The following is a 17,924-nucleotide window of genomic DNA, read 5'->3' as shown; positions in this document are numbered from 1 at the left end:
GACATGAACATTTCCTATTACACCATTGACGATCTGCGCCTGCCCCCCAAGCGGTCTCTGCGAAAGGGCCGGAGCGTGGAGCAGTTTTCCACACTGGAGGAGGCTCTGGCCCGCTACCAATCCCTGCCTGCTGCCGGGATCAGAGTGCTGGGACTCACAGACGGAATCCATGTCCTGGAGCTGGTAAAGTGCCTTCCCCTGTTCCCGGACGATCAGGAAGGAGAAGATGTGCTGGCCTCGGACTACAGCTGTTTCCCCCTCTGGGCACAGGAACCGGAGGCCGCCAGCGCCACTGGCGCCTGTATCACGGCCATGGGCCTGCGCTATCGCATCAAAGGCAATGTAATCGAACCCATTCCCTCCCCGGATGGTCTGCCGCAGGACCTTCAGGGGAAATTTTTATGGCTGAATCTGTCCGGCGAGGCCCAGTCCGCCATCCGCCAGGTCTATGTGGCCGGGACAGGCTGGGTATCTCCCGGCATTCTGAATCGCAAAACCGAGCCGATGCCCTTGGTGTTGAAATATCGAGCCGATGGGATCAACGAGCAGGGCGCCTACCTCTCCCTGGAGGTAGAACCCTGGGAGTATGACCGGATAGCCCTCCACACCCTGGAACGGCTGAAAAAAGAGAAAGGGAGAAGTGAGCGATGAAACAGACTATCAACCATCAGAACCCCAATTTTGAGCAGCTGCCCATGCAGATCAATGTGAAGATCTACCGTCCCAGCGTCAAGGGCCCCATCCTGGCAGACGCCTCGGTCAACCTGAACGGGTGCTTCGCCATCCGCGGGGTCCAGGTGAAGGAGGGCAGAAACGGTCCCTTCGTCTCCATGCCAAGCCGCCAGGTCAAAGGCGAATATCGGGACATCTGTTTCCCCTGTACCCCGGAATTCAAGCAGTCCTTCGATCAGGCTGTGCTGGACGCCTACTGGATGGAGCTGGATCAGGGGTTCAGCCAGCGCCAGAACGGGGGTCCGGAGCAGGACGGGCCCGAAATGGGCGGCATGTCCATGTAACAGGAAGGAGAGAGCTGAAATGAAACGAAAACTCGCACTCTGTGCCGCGGTCCTGTGCCTGACCATGGCACTGTCCCCCTCCGCCTTTGCCGCGGAGTCGGTTGTGATTTCCCAGTCATCTGCGCCCCCGGAGGTTTGCTACCCCACCTCCGTGTCCCGGAGCGAGGATGGCACAGAGATCCGCAAGTATTACGACCTGGGGCCGGAGGAGGATCCCGCCGGCATTCCCCGGTCAGATTTTGAGCAGGACGGGTTTCGCTATACCCTCATTGACCTGCTCAAGCAGGAACTGCCGGAGAACGAGAGCCGCCAGCACACAGAGACCGTCTCTCTGGAGAGCAAGAGCAAGGACATGGAGTCCGTGCTGGCCCTGCTCCCCCAGGAGAAGGAGTTCATCACCGAGGATGGGCTCTCCGGCGTACTGACCCTCCAGCTGGACACCGTCCAGGTGGAGGTGGCCGGATACGGGAGTTCTACCAGAGAGGTGTCCGCCACCCGGAGCTACCCCAATCTGGCCAGCCAGGATACCGCCAACATCCCCAAGACCATCGAGGACAATGGCCGCACCCTGACCCTCCAGAACATCAGCTGGCAGACGGACAACACCGCCAATACAGACGGCTACGCCATGGGAGACCGCTTTACGGCAGTCGCCACCTACACCGGCAGTGCCACCAGCAGCTATGTGACCGGCTACACGGTCACCGCCGATTACAGCGGCACCGTCAGCCGGATCGCCCTGAACAAGACCCGCTATGTGGCCATCTTCGAGGGCACAGCCATTGAGCCGCTGGCGCCGCTGCCTGATTCGGACAGCAGTCCAGTCCAGTTTAACTGGGCCTATATCCTGGTGCCGCTGGGTGTGGTATTCGCCGCAGGCGGCGTCATTGGCGGATGCCTGCTCTATAAACGGAAGCATGAGAGCGAGGAGGAAAGCGAATGAAAAAATTGTGTGCGTTTCTCTGCCTGATGTGCCTGACCGCCGCCCTGTCGGTTCCGGCAAGCGCGGCGGGGCCGCTGGAGTATTCCATCGACGCGCCGGGCGATCCGGACTACGGCACCCCCACCTCCTTTGAGCCGGTCATCACCGCAGATGGAGGGGCAAGGAAGAATGAGGACATCAGTAAAAACGCCGCCCTGATCCCGCCTGGATTCGGTACCGCCAGCGCCGATACCCTGAACACCGGGACGCCCCTCACCCCCAACCTGGCGCCCGGATCCATGCCCGCCACCGGCGCGGCGGTCAACGGCACCTCCGCCCCGGTCTTTGTCCCTGGAAGTACGATCCCCACTGTGAATACCCCTGCTGCCCCGGAAACATCGGCTCCCTCCACCGGCTACACCGAAGTGACAAGCGATCTCTATTACTCTGGCGGTCACTTGGGAACGCTGAAGATCCCGGCCATCGGTTTGACTGTGAAGGTCTATGAGGGCACGGACAGCAAAACCCTGGCCAAGGGTGCCGGTCACTTCGAGGAAACCTCTATTTGGCGCGGAAATATTGCGGTGGCGGCGCACAACAGGGGCACCAACAACCACTTTGGGAAGATCCATACCCTGGAACTGGGGGACGAGATCACGCTGACCACCAAGCTGGGGACCCGCACCTATGAGGTGGTGTCCGTTTCTAAAGTCTTGGAGACCGACCGAAGCGGCCTCGCCGCCACCACGGAAAACATGATCACCCTCTACACCTGTGTGATGAACCAGAGAGACTACCGCTGGTGCGTCAAAGCAGTGGCCCAATAAATACGCGGCATAATAACCTTGCGTTTCTATCATACTTATGATATAGTATTGATAGAATAGTAAGGAGGTGCTGTTGCTGTGCAGATCAAGGCTTCTACCGCGCTGCGAAATGAGTATCCCAAAATTTCGGAGCTGGCCCATGCTTCTGGAGAACCCGTTTTTATTACGAATAAAGGTGAGGCGGATCTGGTCGTTCTCAGTATAGAGGCATTTGAGGAACGTGAGAAGATGTTGGCACACCGGGCCAGTATTCTGGAGGCCGAGTTTTCCCGTCTCTCCGGCGCTCCGACGTATACCATGGATCAAGTCAATGCGATGGTAAAGGAGAAGTTCCGCCATGCCCAAAGCGAAAATTGAATTTCTCCAGGCGTCATGGCTGGATATTGACCGGATCTCGGATTTCTATCTGCGCGAGGTCGGTCCTGTATCCGCCGAAAAAGCCATCGATGAGATCATGGAGCATATCGGGATACTTGGTGAGCATCCTTATGCCGGACCGCTTCACCCAGATCCGGTGCTGGCCAAACAGGAATACCGCAAATTGGTGCTGACAAAAACCTATATTGCAGTTTACCGGGTTATTGGCGATACGGTCTATATCTATCGTGTTGTGAACGGAAAAACGGATTACCCAAGCTTATTCAAGTGATTTTCTGCAAGAGGGCTGTTCCTTTATAGGAGCAGCCCCTCTTTTCTACATCTGACAATCGCTCCGTGCTTTTCTCCGTTTTGCCAGTAATCTTTCTCTCGACTTTCGCTCGATTTTTCGGTATTGTGAGCTTAAAGAAATCGGCCACAATACTGCAAAGGAGGAGCGAAGTCATGAGCAGAAAGAAAAATATCCTGCTGGCATCCACATGTATCGTGCTGGGGATGGCCCTGGCCGGTCCTGCTGCACATGCGGCGGAGGAGGTTTTGACGGCGGTCCGCAGCACCCACCAGTTCTATCTGGATGGGGAACAGATCCAGTTGGAGGCATACCTCATCAACGGCAATAACTATGTGAAACTGGCAGATGTGGGCGAGGCTCTGGACTTCAACGTCTATTGGGACGACGCGGTGCGGATCGAGAGCGGCGCACCCTACACCGGCCACGCCTCGGAACAGGCATCCGGCCTGGAGCAGACGCGCCAGGACATCGCCGCGCTGGTCAATCAGGTGCGGCGTGAACACGGACTCCCGGAGCTGGCTGTTGACCAGCGGCTGATGACCGCCGCCCAGGAGCTCTCTGGGAAGAAATACACCTGGCACCACAACCGTGAGGAGTGCGAGGCGGTGGCGGACGCCGGATACCCCTATGGATTCCGCTCCAACATCACTGTATTCACCGGCGCCGCTCTCCCGGAGATCTCCCGGCGGGCGGTGGAGAACTGGGTGGACTCCCCCGGACACCTGCAAGCCATGCTCGCCCCCGATACGGACAGCCTCGGCGTGGGCGTCACGGTGGAGCAGGGCGTCACCTACTGTTATCTGCTCCTGGGTGACCCCACCACAAACAACCCCTACGGATGACCGCTGATCCAGCGGCACGGCCCCTCCCAAGCAGGAGGGGCCGCTCTTTTTTGGCCCAAAATTCTGAAGAAACGGAGATGAAGCCCATGAATTAAGCCGCTCCTATCCGGAGCAAGAACCGCTCTCCCATAGCAGATGGGGGAGAAGCCGATAAAACTTTGAATATCGGTAATGGAACAGGCCGTAGGGATGCAGCGTCCACGGCCTGTTTGCTTTCTGCTGGAATGCCCTGTCCCTTCGGCCTTTCCTTTTCCGAGGAAAGGAAAAGAACATGAGGAAACAGACGCATTCTCTGCGAACCCGGATCATGTCCATGCTGCTGGTGCTGGTGTGTATCCTGGGCCTGCTCCCCACCGCGGCCCTGGCCGCCAGTCCGGATACCATCGTCATGGAGGACTGCACCCATAACGGCGTCCACTACGAATCCGCGGCCCTCGACACCTGCTGGCTCCACCAGATGAAGTTTGACTACAACGGCGACACTGTCACAGGTTTCTGTGCCGACCACGGGGGCGGCATGGGCTGGTCGTTGGAGGGACATGAGTGGAATAACCCCCAGCCCATCAGCGACCCTACCGTCAAGACCATGATGGCCTATTATTACGCCCACAGCCGCGGCATTTTCACAGATCAGGCCCACGCCCTGGGCGTGGACGAGGTCTGGGGCTCTGACTACACCTGGATGATGAACGCCTGGGTGCAGGCCGTGATCTGGCGCTATCAGGAGAATCTCTTCTCAGATCCTCTGGTCGCCTGCGCCGAGGAGCTGTTATACATCTACAACAACCTGCAGCACACCAATTACACCAGCATCGACGATGAGCTGGAGGGCTGGTCCTTCCGTGATCGGGCGCAATATATCCTGGACTTAGGGGAACAGGGCGTCTGGGGCGACTGCGATGTCTATGAGTACACCTACGCCGGCCCTGGTTCCACACAGCATCCGGCCTATGACGTCCAGGGGATCATCATCGGCGATCTCACCGTCACCCATGAACAGTATGAGCTGACCGTGAGGAAGGTGGACGCCACCAACCCCAGCAAGGGGCTGTCCGGCGCCCGGTTCCTCATCCAGAACGCCAATGGAACCTATTCCAAGGAGGTCGTGACCGGGGCGGACGGGACCTATACCCTCTCCCCCTTGGACGCAAACACCTATTCCATCACGGAACTGGAGGCCCCGGAGGGGTACCAGATCGACAACCCCGGCCCCCAGTATGTGGTCCTGCCCAATGAAAATGGCAAAACAGTCACGGTCACATTCACGGATACCCCTGAGATCACCAGCGAGGGCAGTATCCGCAAGGTGGACGCGGACGACCCCACCAAGGGTCTGGCCGGCGCCGTCATCAAGATCGAGGGCGTAGACAACAGCTTCACCGGCACCTACACCACCGGCGAAGGGGGCTACCTGGAGGACGTCCCCTGGGACACCATGCCCATTGGATCGTTCGTGGCGACAGAACTGACCCCGCCCACGGGATATACCATCAGCAGCGATCCCAACAAGGTCCGCCAGGAGTTCTACTGGGACGGCAAGAGCGATGTGGATCTGGTCTTTGAAAACGACGCCAAGGTCAAGATCGAACTGCGGAAGGTGGATGAGTCGGACGAGCCCATCGAGGGGGCCGTCTTCAATATCCTGAAGGACGGCCAAATCGTCGGCTCGGAGGCCACGGACGCCTCCGGCATCATCACCGTTACCGGCATCACCGAGGGCCTGTATGCCTTCGTAGAGGTCTCTGTCCCGGAGCCTTTCGCCCGGCTGACGGAGCCGGTGGTCGTCCATGTGGATCAGGCGGACATTGATGGCGGCGGCACGATCTCCGTCACAGCCGTAAACCACAAGCTCCCCAACCTCACCATCCTCAAGCGGGATGGACAGACAGGCGAGGTAGTCCCCGGCGCGGTGTTCGAGATCAAAGGCATCCACCACGGCTACCACACGGACGTGACCACCGGGCCGGACGGGACAGCCACCCTCACTGGCCTGCCTGTTGACAGCTATGAGGTGACGGAGATCTCGGTTCCGGATCCGTGGGTGGTGGCGGCGGAGCCGACCCAGACCATCTGGCTGGGCCCCGGCGATGACCGGCAGCTCATCTTCGACAACCTCAAGCAGCCGGAACTGACGATTGCCAAGGTGGACGCGGCGGACTCCACCACCCCCATCCCCGGCACCGTGTTCCGGATCGAAGGGGTGGACAGTGACTATCTGAACACCGTGACCACTGGGCAGGACGGCACCGTCACCCTGCGGGTGGCTCCTGGCACCTTCCGGGTCACGGAACTGTCCGTCCCGGCCCCCTACTACCTGCCGGACAAGGACGCGGATCGGGAGCAGAACATCTCCCTGAACGCGGGGGATGAGAAAAAGCTGGTCTTTGAAAACCACAAAGCCCCGGAGCTGACCATCTACAAGGTGGATTCCGTTGCCGGCGCTCCCGTGGAGGGGGCGCGTTTCCATGTGACCTACACCTCCACCGGCGAGGCAGCCGACGCACCGGAGTCCTACGACTTCGGTGAGATCGTCACCGACGCCAGCGGCGAGATCCGCCTCCACGAGCAGGGTCAGCGCCTGTACCCCGGTGAGTTCACCATCGAGGAGGTGGAGCCCGCCCCAGGCTTCCAGCTCAAGGAGCCCACCCGCCAGACGGTCATCCTCCACGGCGGCGAGAGTAAGACGGTGCGTTTCGAGAACGTCCCCTTAAACGCGATCATTGTTGAGAAATATGATTCCGTCACCGGAGAAGCCCTGGCCGGGGCCACGTTCCAGCTGCGCTACCTGGGCGGCACCTCGGGCACCGGCGGCACCGTCATCGGGCAGAAGGTGACCGGAACGAACGGCACCGCCATCTGGACGGGCCTGGAGCCAGGCACCTATATCGTGGAGGAGGTAGACCCGGCGGACGGGTACAGCATCATCCAGAGCTCCGAGACCGTCTATCTGGCCGACAGCGGGGAGCAGAGTGTCATCACCGTCCGCTTTGAAAATATGCCGGACGGCATTCTGCTCATCCGTAAGGTCTGCGCCACCAACCCCAGTGTGACCCTTCCCGACGCGGAGTTCAAAATCACCTACGCGGACGGGACCCTTATCGGCGACAGCAACGGCATTTTTAGGACCGATGAAAACGGCGAAATCAGGATCGAGGGCCTGGCTCCCGGCAAATCCGTGATCGTCACGGAGGTCTCCGCACCGCCGGGCTACATCATCGATACCCAGAGCCAGACGGTGCAGATCAAAGAGGGCCGCACCGTCAGCCTGACCTTTAAGAACCAGCCCAAGGGCGAGCTCATCATCCAGAAGCGGGACAGCGCCACGGGCCAGCCCCTTGCCGGCGCCCAGTTCCGGGTGACTACGGCGGCAGGCTGCGAGGTGGGACTGGACGGCGTCATTGGCGACAGTACGCTCACCCAGAACGGGGTGTTTATCACCGACAGCAATGGTGAGATCCATATCACCAACCTGGCTCCGGGAGCATACGTCATTTCGGAGATCCGGAGCCCGTCCGGATATGTCATGGATCAGGCGTCCACCAATGTGGTCATCGGGCCCAATGGGGATACCCAGACGGTGGTCATCACCAATTCCAAGGCGGGGTCCCTCATCATCGACAAGCGGGATTCTCTGACGGGAGAACCCCTGGAGGGGGTCACCTTCAAAGTGACCACCAGCACCGGCGAGTATGTACCCGACGAAAACGGCTACATCTCCAGCAACGGCCTCTATAAGACCGACAAGGACGGCATGATCCAGATCGATGGAGTGGTAGGTACCTTGGTGGTCACTGAAACAGCCACCATCCCCGGATATTCCATTGACCCCGCTACCCAGACCCAGACAGTCCAGGTCAACCCCAACGACACGCAGACGTTGACCTTCTACAACACCCCCAGCACCACCCTGATCATTGAAAAGTATATCGAGGGCACCACCACGCCCTTGGAGGGTGTGACTTTCCTGGTGACCGATTCCAGCGGTGCGGTGGTGGGCCCCAGCAACGGCGAGTACATCACTGACGAGAATGGCCGCATCGTCATCACGGATCTGGAACCGGGCACTACTGTCACCGCCCGAGAGGTCAAGGCCCTGGAGGGCTACGTCCTGGACACCGCCCCCAAGTCCATTGAGATCAAGGCGGGCGAGGTACAGACTTTGCGCTTTTATAATGAGGCAAAGGGAACCCTTGTGATCCGGAAACTGGACTCTGTGACCCATGAGCCGCTTGCCGGTGTGGAGTTTGAACTGACCTACGCCGAGGGCGGCTATGTAGACGACGCCAACGGCCACCTGTCCAGCAAGGGCCTCTACAAGACCAATGAAAATGGTGAGATCATGATTTCCGGCGTCACCGGCACCATCGTGGTCAAGGAGACCAAGACAATCCCTGGCTACACCATTGATGAGGACACCCGAATCCAGACGGTAGAGGTCAATCCGGAGGATACCCAGACGCTGACCGTGTATAACGACCCCATCGGCGGCGTCGAGATCATCAAGGTCAACGAGGCGGACCGGACAGAGCGCATCCCCAACACCACCTTCGAGATCCGCAAGGTGGACGATGAACTCATCGACACCGTAACCACTGGCGAGGATGGCCGCGTCTTTGTCTCTCTGGAGGATGGTGCCTACTACGCCGTGGAGACCGAGGCGGCAGAGGGTTTCCAGGTGGATCCCACGCCCCACTATTTTGAGGTAGAGGGCGGCAAGACTGTCTCTCTGACGGTGACCAACAAGGCATTCAGCGGCATCTTGATCCACAAAATCGACACAGTTTCTCGTGAGGGAATCTGCGATGTGACCTTCCTGCTCTATGACAGCAATAAGAACCCCATCGGGCAGTACACCTCGGATGACCGAGGCTATGTCTACATCGACGACCTGCCCTGCTCTGGCCGCTACTACCTGCGGGAGCTGGAGAATGAGGGCTACATCGTGGATGAGCAGCTCAAGACTGTCTATGTCACCGATGGCACCACCACGGAGATCACCTGGGAGAACACTGCCATCACCGGCCAGATTCAGATCACCAAAACCAGCGCGGACTACAACTCCATGAACGGCTGGCCTGCCGGAACTCCCATTCCCAACACCGAGTTTGAGATCTACAACGTCCGGACCGGCAACCTGGTAGACACCATCAAAACGGACAAGAACGGCGTCGCCTCCTCCCGGCCTCTGCCTCTGGGCCGCTACAAAATTGTGGAATCCAAGGCGGCGGACTTCTATGGCCTGGACCAGACGCCCATCGAGGTGGAGATCGAGTACGCCGGACAGATCGTCAAGGCTGCCATGACCAACAAGAGCCTCTACACCAACGTCTCCATCAAGAAGACCGGCTATGTAGAAGTCATGCCGGGACAGCAGATTCGCTATGATTTCAGCGGCATCGGCAACAACTCAACCACCAGTCTGACCTCCTTCTACTGGCGCGACACCCTGCCTACCCAGGCGGTGCGGCTGGACAAGCTCGTCACCGGCACCTATAACGTTCCCGGAAACTACAAGGTGGTCTATAAGACCAATCTGAATCCCAACTACCGGACCATGTACGACAACCTGAGCACCCAGCAGAACTATGTGCTGGACGCCTCTCCCGCCGCCCTGGGACTGGCCTCCAATGAGGTCATCACCGAGTTTATGGTGGTGTTCGGGGTGGTTCCCGCCAACTTCCGGCAGGTAGAGGCGCCGCAGGTGTACTGCAATGTGGTCTCCTGGCTCACTGGAGGCACCCAGTTCGTCAACCAGGCGGACGTGGGCGGCGTCTACAACGGTCAGTGGATCATGGCTACCTCCCGCTGGGTGACCAAGGTCTACAAGCCCGCGGAGCCCCTGCCCCGCACCGGCTATTAAGCCACACCTATAGGATCCGATCCAGAGGGCCGTCTCACGGGACGGCCCTCCATTCTTTTTTATAGGAGGAAAACGATCATGAAACGCAAACGTATTTTTCAGATGTTTTTCGTTGTTCTCGCCTTGGCCCTGTGCCTCTGCGTACCTGCTTTTGCTGCGGGCGGGGATGTAGCCGGCGCGGTGGAACAGACCTGGACGGACGCCTCCAGCCAGATCAAGACCGTGGTGGACAATGTGGTCTTTCCCGCTTTGAGCATGGTGCTGGCTATCGCCTTCTTCGCTAAACTTGCCATGGCGTACTTTGATTACCGCAAGCACGGCCAGTTCGAATGGGCAGGGCCCGTTATTTTGTTTGTCTGCCTGGTCTTCGTCCTGCTGGCCCCCAACTACATCTGGGGCATCATCGGGATTTAAGGGAGGATGCCATGCAGAGAGAAGAATTTGAAACTCGGATCCGAGAATTGCTGCCCGGAGCATCGAAAATGGCCTTGGATCGCACGGTCTCCTACGCTGAGGAATTGGAACGGGAAGCGGAGGAATGTGCCGGATCGCTCTACGACGCATTTTATGTGGAACTGGCCTTGGTGAAACGGGACCATGGCGCCGAGATCGCAAAGGCGCTCTTCGACTATGGAGAGCATTTCACATTCAATTTCTTTGAGCTGCGCGGCGCGGCGCGTCTTTTAGCTCAGGGCTGGTCACTTGAAAAGATCGAGGCATATACCGTGGAAAACGGCTGTGACGCCGCGCCGGAGGAGGCACTGGAATCCCGTTCCGCCCTGCAAGCATTTCAAAACGGGGATCCCAATTTTCTTGAAGTACCAGAAACAGCGATGGGACCGGAAATGAGGTGAGGTCTTATCTTTATTCTGGATTTTGTGGCGTCCACTGTTATGGACAATCTCATCGACTGGTTCTATGGCCAGGTGGTGGGCTTTCTGGGAAACTTCTTTGCCGAGATGGGCAACATGGGCGTGGAGCTGTTCGACCTGGACTGGGTACAGGCCATCGTCCTGTTCTTCTCCCAATTGGGATGGGCCCTGTTTGGCGTGAGCCTTGTGGTATGTGTTTTTGAATGTGGGATCGATTATACCACCGGCCGGGCCAATATCAAGGACACCGCCCTGAACATTCTGAAAGGGTTTCTGTCGGTATGCCTGTTTACCACCGTCCCGGTGCGGCTTTACTCCCTGTCGGTGACCCTGCAGGGGACCTTTGCCTCCGGGCTCACTGGCTTTGGGACCAGTATTGGAACAGTGGGACAGCAAATCATCGAGGATCTCAACGGAGTGGAGAGTGTTACAGAGATGACAGGCGCCGCGGGGGGCTTCGGATTGGGCGTCATTACCAGTCCCATCATGATCATCTTCTGCGTCATCCTCATGGCCTATGCGGTGATCAAGGTGTTCTTCTCCAATCTCAAGCGGGGCGGCATCCTGCTCATTCAGATCGCCGTGGGGAGCCTGTACATGTTCAGCATCCCCAGAGGCTACACAGATGGCTTTATCCAGTGGATCAAGCAGGTCATCGGCCTGTGCCTGACCGCCTTCCTGCAATCCACAATTTTGGTGGCGGGCCTTATGGTGTTCAAAGACCACGCCCTGCTGGGTCTGGGCCTCATGCTCTCCGCCAATGAGGTGCCCCGAATCGCAGGTACCTTCGGTCTGGACACTACCACCAGGGCCAATATCATGAGCGCAGTCTATACCGCTCAGGCCGCCGTCAACACCACCAGGACAATCGTGCAGGCGGTGGCATCAAAATGAGCAATGTGGAGCTTGCGGCGGCGATGACCATGGGCAGCCTGTTTGATGGTATCGGTGGGTTCCCGCTGGGAGCGGCCAGATACGGCATCAAAACGATTTGGGCCAGCGAGATCGAGCCGTTTCCCATGGAGGTCACCAAACGCCGGTTCCCCAGCATGGCCTACAAGGGGGATATCACCAAGCTGAGCGGGAAATTGCTGTTCCCTGTGGATATCATCTGCGGAGGCAGCCCATGTCAAGACCTTTCTGTCGCCGGAGCGAGGGCCGGATTATCCGGCGCCCGCTCCGGCCTTTTTATGGAGCAGATCCGCATCATCAAGGAGATGCGCACGGCAGAGCGGGAACGCGGCCGCACCGGAGTACAGATCCGCCCCCGGTATATGGCATGGGAGAACGTGCCTGGTGCTTTCAGCAGCGGATCACCCAAAGGTGAGGATTTCCGCATCGTACTGGAGGAGATCCTGCGGGTCTATGACGGAAGCACGACGATCCCCAGGCCATTTCCTTATCCATGGCATGACGCGGGAGAGATCCGGGTGGAGGGCACCTTCTCACTGGCTTGGCGCTGTCTGGACGCCCAATTCTGGGGCGTCGCACAGCGGCGTAAGCGCATTTATCTGATCGCTGATTTTGCGGGAACGACCGCGCCAAAGATCCTGTTCGACCTCTTAAATAGCTCGAATGGGACAGAGAGAACGCCGGAAAAGGAGGAGATGATCTTGGCGTGAAGTATCACCTTGGATCGGAGGACCAGTTGACTTTGCCCGGACTGGCTGATCAAGAGGAGCGTGTCCCGGCTGTACCGTCTCTCAAGAGAAAGGCGCCGGCAAAACCGGCGTCAGAGCTGGCAGCAATCCCGTATTTGGTTTTAGACCTGTCTTGCGGCCATGTGGATCTGTTCGGCAGTCACTATTGGGAACTTCGCTCCCCCTATCAGGAGGGGGAGCTGTTCCTCAATACCGGCCCCGCGCCTCGTGAGCCGGTCCGCACATCCCTCTCTGATATTCTGGAGCCGACTCCGGCACAAAAATATTACCTGTCACAGACAGCCTGCCTGGGGATCCTGCGCCGGGCGAAGGAGCGCGGCAAAGAGCTGCCGCCACAATTGGAAACGGCGCTGACGGCACAGGCGGGATTAGCCAGACAGGTTAAGAAACTGGAATTTACCCCTGGAGAACTCGCTGTTGCTTTTGCCGCAAATCAAAGAGACGAGGTGCGCGACCTCCATGATGTGGCGGGAGCCCTCAGCGCCCAGCCAGGGATGAAACAGCAGACCTTTGTAGCTGGGTTTTCCGCAGGGGCAGGGGCAAGCGCCGGCAGCATCGCTTATTCAGAGCAGATAGCCCCAACGCTGAAGGGCAGCGCCAGCGGCAACTGTATGCCCTCCATCCTCTGCCTCAACGACCAGGGCGGAAGCGTTATGGATTGCTCCGAGGATGTAACCGGCACCCTGCGGGCTCAGGAGCACGGACACCAGCCGCTTGTCTTTGACAACCACGGCCAGGATACCCGCTTTTGTGGACCTGTGGACTGTGCCCAGACTATATCCGCCAGCTTTGGGGAGGGTGGCAACAATCAGCCCCTTGTCTACGAAAACCACGGTATCGACGCCCGGTACACCGGGCCGCACCCTGTGGTGCCAACACTGTCTGCCCGTGCCGGTACCGGCGGGAATAACCTGCCCTTAGTGGAACAGGATCCAGCGGAGACGTTCTGCATCACCGGCAATGCCATTGACCGCCAGCCCCAAAACGGCGGCAACGGCATCGGATACCAGGAGAACATTGCCTATACCCTGATCGCCACGGATCACCATGCGGTATTTTCCCGGCAGCGTGCAGACAAGTTTTCCCCCAGTGATGTGGCATCCACAGAGAGTGCGCGCCAGTACAAGGACGCGACAGACCTGATCCATCAGGCCGCAGGAACAGGACCGCCTCAGCTGATCCGCCGCCTCACTCCGCTGGAGTGCGAGCGGCTCCAGGGGTTTCCGGATGGGTGGACGGATCTCCCCGGCGCCTCGGACTCCGCCCGGTATCGGGCTTTAGGCAACAGCGTGGCCATTCCGTGTGTGGAATTCATCATGCGGGGCGTCATCATTGCCGCAGGCTACTCTGCGTGACTGGGATGACAGAAACAGGCCAACTCATGGTCATTCACCACGCCCACCGCCTGCAGAAAAGAATAAATGATGGTCGTTCCCACGAACTTCATCCCCCGGCGTTTCAGATCCTTGGAGATTTTGTCGGACAGATCGGTGCTGGTGTGAAAAACATCATCCGTATTCAAAATGACTTTCCCATCCGTAAAGCCCCAGAGATAGCGGTCAAAGGAGCCAAACTCCTTCTGGATGGCAAGGAACACCCCGGCGTTTTGGATGGCGGCCTGGATCTTGGCCCGGTTGCGGACGATCCCGGCGTCGGCCATCAGCACCTCCACCTTCTCCGGGCCGTATCCGGCCACCACTGCCGGTTCAAAGCTGTCAAAGGCGGTACGAAACGCCTCCCGTTTTTTCAAAATAGTGAGCCAGGAGAGGCCCGCCTGGAACCCTTCCAGGGTCAGCATCTCAAAGAGTTTTCGGTCATCATGCTCCGGACGGCCCCACTCTCTGTCGTGGTAAGCAAGATAGATCTCTGAATTCGGATCTGCCCAGCGGCACCGCACCATATCCTCCGCCTCCCCTTAAAATGATACCCTGATTATACCTGACCTGCCGGCGGATGGCCACCAAGAGTTTTGCGGTGGGGCTTGTCCATTACGCTTGCGTTTACACAATTTCTTTGTTGCTTTCTGTGAATAGCTATTCCATAGAGCTTTCGATATACTTGCCTTGCCATCCAGAAAGGGGGAGTCACCATGGCGGAAGAAAAACGAAACCTCTGTGCGCAAATACCCATCAGCCTGCACAGCCGTGTCCGACAGGAGCAGGAGGCGTCCGGCCAGACCCTGAGCGAGTACATGACCCAGCTCATCACAGAATTTTTTCAAATGAAAGAGGGAAATCAAAACATGAATCATAATATGAAAACAATCGCCTTCCAGGTGCCGGCGGAGCTGTTCGAGGAGTTCAAAGCCTATCTCCAGCGGAACAACTTCAAACAAAAGGAATTCTTCCTGGGCTGTATCCAGAGTGCCTTGGCGGAGGAGCGAGACGCAGATGAGGCGTCCGGCTCTGAACCGGAACCGCAGGAGACGGATCAAACGGAATAATAGCACAAAGACGCGCCGCCGGTCCTCCGGCGGCGTATGCTTTTTCAGATAGAAATGAGGTCATCCATGTTTATCTACCCAGATAACCTAAAAGCGAAGGCCACCCTGTGGCTGTGGGAGCTGCGGGACGTGGCCATCATCGGAGTGGGATTTCTGTTCTCTGTCTTGGCCATTGCCCAGACGGGCATCCTGCTCCCCTTGGTGGTCACCGTCCTCTATGCCTTTCTGAGCATCCGGCTGGAGGGCTCCAGTATCCTGGACTTCCTCCGCTATGCTGTATGCTTTTTGATTTTGAAACAACAGTATTACGAATGGGGGGAAACCATTGAATAGACAACAGAAGAAGGAACTGCGGCAGAGGCAAACCTCTCGGCAGCTCATGGGGATCCGCCAGCTCACCGACCACGGCGCCAAAACCGCCGGCGGGGAGCTGGTCTTTTTTATGATCAAACCGGATAATCTGTCCGTCCTGTCCGGCGAGGGAATCCGCAGCCGGGTCAAAAATCTGACGGATCTCCTGTGCGGCACCCAGGAGGTCCGCCTGCTGGCCCTGGACTCCCGTGAGTCCTTCCAGCGCAACAAGGACTGGTACCGCCAGCGGCTGGAGACAGAGGAGCTCCCGGCCATCCGGGAACTCCTGCGGCAGGACGCCGCCCACCTGGACGAGATCCAGGCCGCCACCGCCTCGGCCCGGGAGTTTGCCCTGGTCTATCGCCTGGATCAGCAGGAGTCCGGCGAGGACATCAGCCGCCTGCGGCAGATGGAGCAGGCCCTGCGGGATCTGGGATTCCATGCACGTCTTGCCTCGGAGCAGGACGTCAAGCGCCTGCTGGCGGTATATTATCAGCAGGACGTGACCACGGAATGGTTTGAGAACTGCGACGGAGAGAGGTGGGTGATGGAAAATGCCTAAGAAAATACAGAAGAAAAAGAAAAACAAAACAGAGCCGCAGGTTCAGGAGACCCGGCCCAAGGATTTCCTGGACCTTATCGCCCCCGCTGCCGTGAAGTTCAACACGGATCACTATATCTGTGGCTCCCTGTATCACTGCACCCTGGCCCTGCGCAGCTATCCCGCCACCACGGAGGAGCTGGCCCTGCTCCGCCATCTGGGGGAGAAAAGCGGCGTCACCCTGAGCATCTATACCAGGCAGGTGACCGCCGCCGAGGAAAATGGCATCCTCCACAACGCGGAGAACAAGAACCGCATGGCCCGGAGCAGCACCAACAGCATGAAAGCGGCCGTCACCGCCGAGGGCAACCTCCAGGATGTGGCGGAGCTCATCGCCGCCATGCGGAAGAACCGGGAGCCTCTGATCCACTGCGCGGTGTACATCGACCTGGCGGCCCGCGACCCGGAGAGCCTGCGGCGGCTCCGGGAGGAGGTGACGGCGGAGCTGGTGCGGAGCAAGCTGGGGACAGACCAGCTCCTGCTGCGCCAACAGGACGGATTCCTCTCATCCAACCCCATGGGCCGCAACACTTTCAGGAGCCAGTATGAGCGTGTCATGCCCGCCAGCTCGGTGGCCAATCTATACCCCTTCAACTACTCCGGCAAGACCGATCCCCACGGATTCTACATTGGGCGGGACCGCTACGGCTCCAACATCATCGTGGATCTGGACCGGCGGGCAGAGGACAAGACCACCGCCAGCGCCCTCATCCTGGGCAACTCCGGCCAAGGCAAGAGCTATCTCCTGAAACTCCTGCTGTGCAGCATCCTGGAGGCCGGGAAGTCCGCCATCTGCCTGGACCCGGAGCATGAGCTCATTGATCTCTGCTCCCACCTGGGCGGATGCTTCATCGACCTGATGAGCGGCCAGTACCGCATCAATCCCCTGGAGCCCAAGGTGTGGGATGTGGGCGGCGAGGGGGAACCGGAGCCGGACGCCCCCCTTGCCTTCCGCCAGAAGACCCGCCTGAGCCAGCACATCTCCTTCCTGAAAGACTTTTTCCGCTCCTACAAGGATTTCGCGGACCGGCACATCGACACCATCGAGCTGATGCTGGAGCGGCTGTACCGGAGCTTTGGGCTGAACGACCACACAGACTTCTCCACCCTGACACCAACGGACTATCCCATCCTCTCCGACCTCTATGATGTCATCGAGGACGCATACCAGCACTACGACCGGGAGGAAAACCCGCTATACCCCAAAGAACTGCTGCGGGAGATCCTGCTGGGCCTCCACTCCATGTGCCGGGGGGCGGAGAGCAAGTTCTTCAACGGGCCGACAAATATCACCAGCTTCCGTTTCCTGGTCTTCGGCGTGAAGGGGCTGCTCCAGGCCAACAGCAGTGTGAAGAACGCCATGCTGTTTAACGTGCTCTCTTTCTTCAGCGACAAGCTGCTCACCGAGGGGAACACCGTGGCCACGCTGGACGAGCTGTACATCTGGCTGAGCAATCTCACCGCCGTGGAGTATATCCGCAACAGCCTGAAACGAGTGCGGAAGAAGGAGTCTGCCCTGATCCTGGCATCGCAGAATCTGGAGGACTTCGACCAGCCGGGCATCCGGGAGCTGACTCGCCCCCTCTTCGCCATCCCCACCCATCAGTTCCTGTTCAACGCCGGCAGTGTGGATAAGCGGTTTTATATGGACAACCTTCAGCTGGAGCCTTCGGAGTTCGAGCTGATTCGGTATCCTCAGCGGGGCGTATGCCTCTACAAGTGCGGCAATGAGCGGTATCTGCTGGAGGTTCACGCCCCGCCTTATAAGGAAAAACTGTTCGGAACGGCAGGAGGACGGTAACAGGCAGCAGACACCAGCTATGAGAAAAAGGCCGATGCCACACCTGGCATCGGCCCTG

General features: G+C 58.7%; 17 protein-coding genes and 1 pseudogene. 17 read left to right on the top strand and 1 reads right to left on the bottom strand.

Annotated elements, in window-relative coordinates:
* Positions 1 to 3: 3 nt before the first annotated feature.
* The 13 genes and pseudogenes from B5E67_RS08595 (at position 4) to B5E67_RS15920 (ending at position 14,025) form a co-directional block, all read left to right on the top strand.
* A complete protein-coding gene (locus B5E67_RS08595; RefSeq protein WP_087384712.1) occupies positions 4 to 651 on the top strand; it encodes a hypothetical protein in 648 nt (215 codons plus the stop codon).
* Positions 648 to 1,016 carry a SpoVG family protein gene (locus B5E67_RS08590; RefSeq protein WP_087384710.1) on the top strand — a complete coding sequence of 123 codons (369 nt, stop codon included), beginning with the start codon at positions 648 to 650 and terminating at the stop codon, positions 1,014 to 1,016. Before B5E67_RS08595 ends, B5E67_RS08590 begins: the two co-directional genes overlap by 4 nt.
* 19 nt (positions 1,017 to 1,035) lie before the next feature.
* Positions 1,036 to 1,959: a cell wall anchor protein gene (locus tag B5E67_RS08585; RefSeq protein ID WP_087384708.1), complete on the top strand. Its 924-nt coding sequence runs from the start codon at positions 1,036 to 1,038 to the stop codon at positions 1,957 to 1,959.
* Entirely contained in the window at positions 1,956 to 2,765 is an 810-nt protein-coding gene (locus tag B5E67_RS08580; RefSeq protein ID WP_087384706.1) for a class D sortase, read from the top strand. The genes B5E67_RS08585 and B5E67_RS08580 overlap by 4 nt, the downstream gene beginning before the upstream one ends.
* 78 nt (positions 2,766 to 2,843) lie before the next feature.
* Positions 2,844 to 3,122, top strand: coding sequence for a type II toxin-antitoxin system Phd/YefM family antitoxin (locus B5E67_RS08575; RefSeq protein ID WP_087384704.1), 279 nt, complete (start codon positions 2,844 to 2,846; stop codon positions 3,120 to 3,122).
* A complete protein-coding gene (locus tag B5E67_RS08570; protein ID WP_087384702.1) occupies positions 3,103 to 3,414 on the top strand; it encodes a type II toxin-antitoxin system RelE/ParE family toxin in 312 nt (103 codons plus the stop codon). Before B5E67_RS08575 ends, B5E67_RS08570 begins: the two co-directional genes overlap by 20 nt.
* A 173-nt stretch (positions 3,415 to 3,587) precedes the next feature.
* Positions 3,588 to 4,277 (top strand): CAP domain-containing protein, encoded by a 690-nt coding sequence (locus tag B5E67_RS08560; RefSeq protein ID WP_087384698.1) that lies wholly within the window; start codon positions 3,588 to 3,590, stop codon positions 4,275 to 4,277.
* Between the two features lie 271 nt (positions 4,278 to 4,548).
* On the top strand, positions 4,549 to 10,137 hold the full coding sequence (locus B5E67_RS08555; RefSeq protein ID WP_087384696.1) for a SpaA isopeptide-forming pilin-related protein: 5,589 nt from the start codon (positions 4,549 to 4,551) through the stop codon (positions 10,135 to 10,137).
* 78 nt (positions 10,138 to 10,215) lie between these two features.
* The gene (locus tag B5E67_RS08550; RefSeq protein WP_087384694.1) at positions 10,216 to 10,551 is read left to right on the top strand and encodes a DUF3852 domain-containing protein; all 336 of its coding nucleotides are present in this window, start codon (positions 10,216 to 10,218) and stop codon (positions 10,549 to 10,551) included.
* 11 nt (positions 10,552 to 10,562) lie between these two features.
* Positions 10,563 to 10,991: a hypothetical protein gene (locus tag B5E67_RS08545; protein WP_087384692.1), complete on the top strand. Its 429-nt coding sequence runs from the start codon at positions 10,563 to 10,565 to the stop codon at positions 10,989 to 10,991.
* 6 nt (positions 10,992 to 10,997) lie between these two features.
* Positions 10,998 to 11,903, top strand: a complete 906-nt coding sequence (locus B5E67_RS08540; RefSeq protein ID WP_087384690.1) for a conjugal transfer protein TrbL family protein — start codon at positions 10,998 to 11,000, stop codon at positions 11,901 to 11,903.
* Between the two features lie 23 nt (positions 11,904 to 11,926).
* Positions 11,927 to 12,565: pseudogene (locus tag B5E67_RS08535) on the top strand (DNA cytosine methyltransferase); the annotation flags it as partial.
* A gap of 62 nt (positions 12,566 to 12,627) precedes the next feature.
* Positions 12,628 to 14,025 carry a DNA cytosine methyltransferase gene (locus B5E67_RS15920; protein WP_242956892.1) on the top strand — a complete coding sequence of 466 codons (1,398 nt, stop codon included), beginning with the start codon at positions 12,628 to 12,630 and terminating at the stop codon, positions 14,023 to 14,025.
* On the opposite strand, the gene B5E67_RS08525 is transcribed toward B5E67_RS15920, so the two are convergent.
* Positions 14,013 to 14,570, bottom strand: a complete 558-nt coding sequence (locus B5E67_RS08525; RefSeq protein WP_087384688.1) for a DNA-3-methyladenine glycosylase I — start codon at positions 14,568 to 14,570, stop codon at positions 14,013 to 14,015. The genes B5E67_RS15920 and B5E67_RS08525 overlap by 13 nt on opposite strands.
* A gap of 189 nt (positions 14,571 to 14,759) precedes the next feature.
* Between B5E67_RS08525 and B5E67_RS08520 the strand changes: the two genes are divergently transcribed.
* The 4 genes from B5E67_RS08520 to B5E67_RS08505 all read left to right on the top strand — a co-directional run bounded on the left by B5E67_RS08520 (position 14,760) and on the right by B5E67_RS08505 (position 17,866).
* On the top strand, positions 14,760 to 15,113 hold the full coding sequence (locus B5E67_RS08520) for a hypothetical protein (protein WP_087384686.1): 354 nt from the start codon (positions 14,760 to 14,762) through the stop codon (positions 15,111 to 15,113).
* A gap of 66 nt (positions 15,114 to 15,179) precedes the next feature.
* Positions 15,180 to 15,446, top strand: a complete 267-nt coding sequence (locus B5E67_RS08515) for a hypothetical protein (RefSeq protein WP_087289497.1) — start codon at positions 15,180 to 15,182, stop codon at positions 15,444 to 15,446.
* Entirely contained in the window at positions 15,439 to 16,026 is a 588-nt protein-coding gene (locus B5E67_RS08510; protein ID WP_087384685.1) for a hypothetical protein, read from the top strand. The genes B5E67_RS08515 and B5E67_RS08510 overlap by 8 nt, the downstream gene beginning before the upstream one ends.
* Complete coding sequence (locus B5E67_RS08505) at positions 16,019 to 17,866, top strand: DUF87 domain-containing protein (RefSeq protein WP_087384683.1); 1,848 nt, start codon at positions 16,019 to 16,021, stop codon at positions 17,864 to 17,866. The genes B5E67_RS08510 and B5E67_RS08505 overlap by 8 nt, the downstream gene beginning before the upstream one ends.
* Positions 17,867 to 17,924 lie beyond the last annotated feature (58 nt).

The organism is Faecalibacterium sp. An122 (genome assembly GCF_002160895.1).
In the GTDB taxonomy this organism is placed as follows: Bacteria; Bacillota; Clostridia; order Oscillospirales; family Ruminococcaceae; genus Faecalibacterium.
This window is presented reverse-complemented; position numbering and strand designations above follow the sequence as displayed.